The 660-nt window shown below is 53.6% G+C and carries 1 rRNA gene; it reads left to right on the top strand.

What is annotated here, in order from left to right:
• Positions 1–660: ribosomal RNA gene (locus tag URZ40_RS23130) — 23S ribosomal RNA — on the top strand; the annotation flags it as partial.

The raw sequence follows: 660 nt of genomic DNA, 5'->3' as shown, positions 1-660 counted from the left end.
GAAGGTGGCCTGTGAGGGCTGCTGGAGGTATCAGAAGTGCGAATGCTGACATAAGTAACGATAAAGCGGGTGAAAAGCCCGCTCGCCGGAAGACCAAGGGTTCCTGTCCAACGTTAATCGGGGCAGGGTGAGTCGACCCCTAAGGCGAGGCCGAAAGGCGTAGTCGATGGGAAACAGGTTAATATTCCTGTACTTGGTGTTACTGCGAAGGGGGGACGGAGAAGGCTATGTCAGCCGGGCGACGGTTGTCCCGGTTTAAGCGTGTAGGTGTGTGTTCCAGGCAAATCCGGTTCACTTTAACACTGAGGCGTGATGACGAGGCACTACGGTGCTGAAGTGATAAATGCCCTGCTTCCAGGAAAAGCCTCTAAGCATCAGGTAACACGAAATCGTACCCCAAACCGACACAGGTGGTCAGGTAGAGAATACCAAGGCGCTTGAGAGAACTCGGGTGAAGGAACTAGGCAAAATGGTGCCGTAACTTCGGGAGAAGGCACGCTGATATGTAGGTGAAGCCCCTGCGGGCGGAGCTGAAATCAGTCGAAGATACCAGCTGGCTGCAACTGTTTATTAAAAACACAGCACTGTGCAAACACGAAAGTGGACGTATACGGTGTGACGCCTGCCCGGTGCCGGAAGGTTAATTGATGGGGTTAGCGG

Source organism: Enterobacter sp. 296B2, from assembly GCF_034106185.1.
GTDB classification, from domain to species: Bacteria; Pseudomonadota; Gammaproteobacteria; order Enterobacterales; family Enterobacteriaceae; genus Enterobacter; species Enterobacter cloacae_N.
The sequence above is the reverse complement of the archived record's forward strand: the minus strand, read 5'-3'. Positions and strand labels throughout refer to the sequence as shown.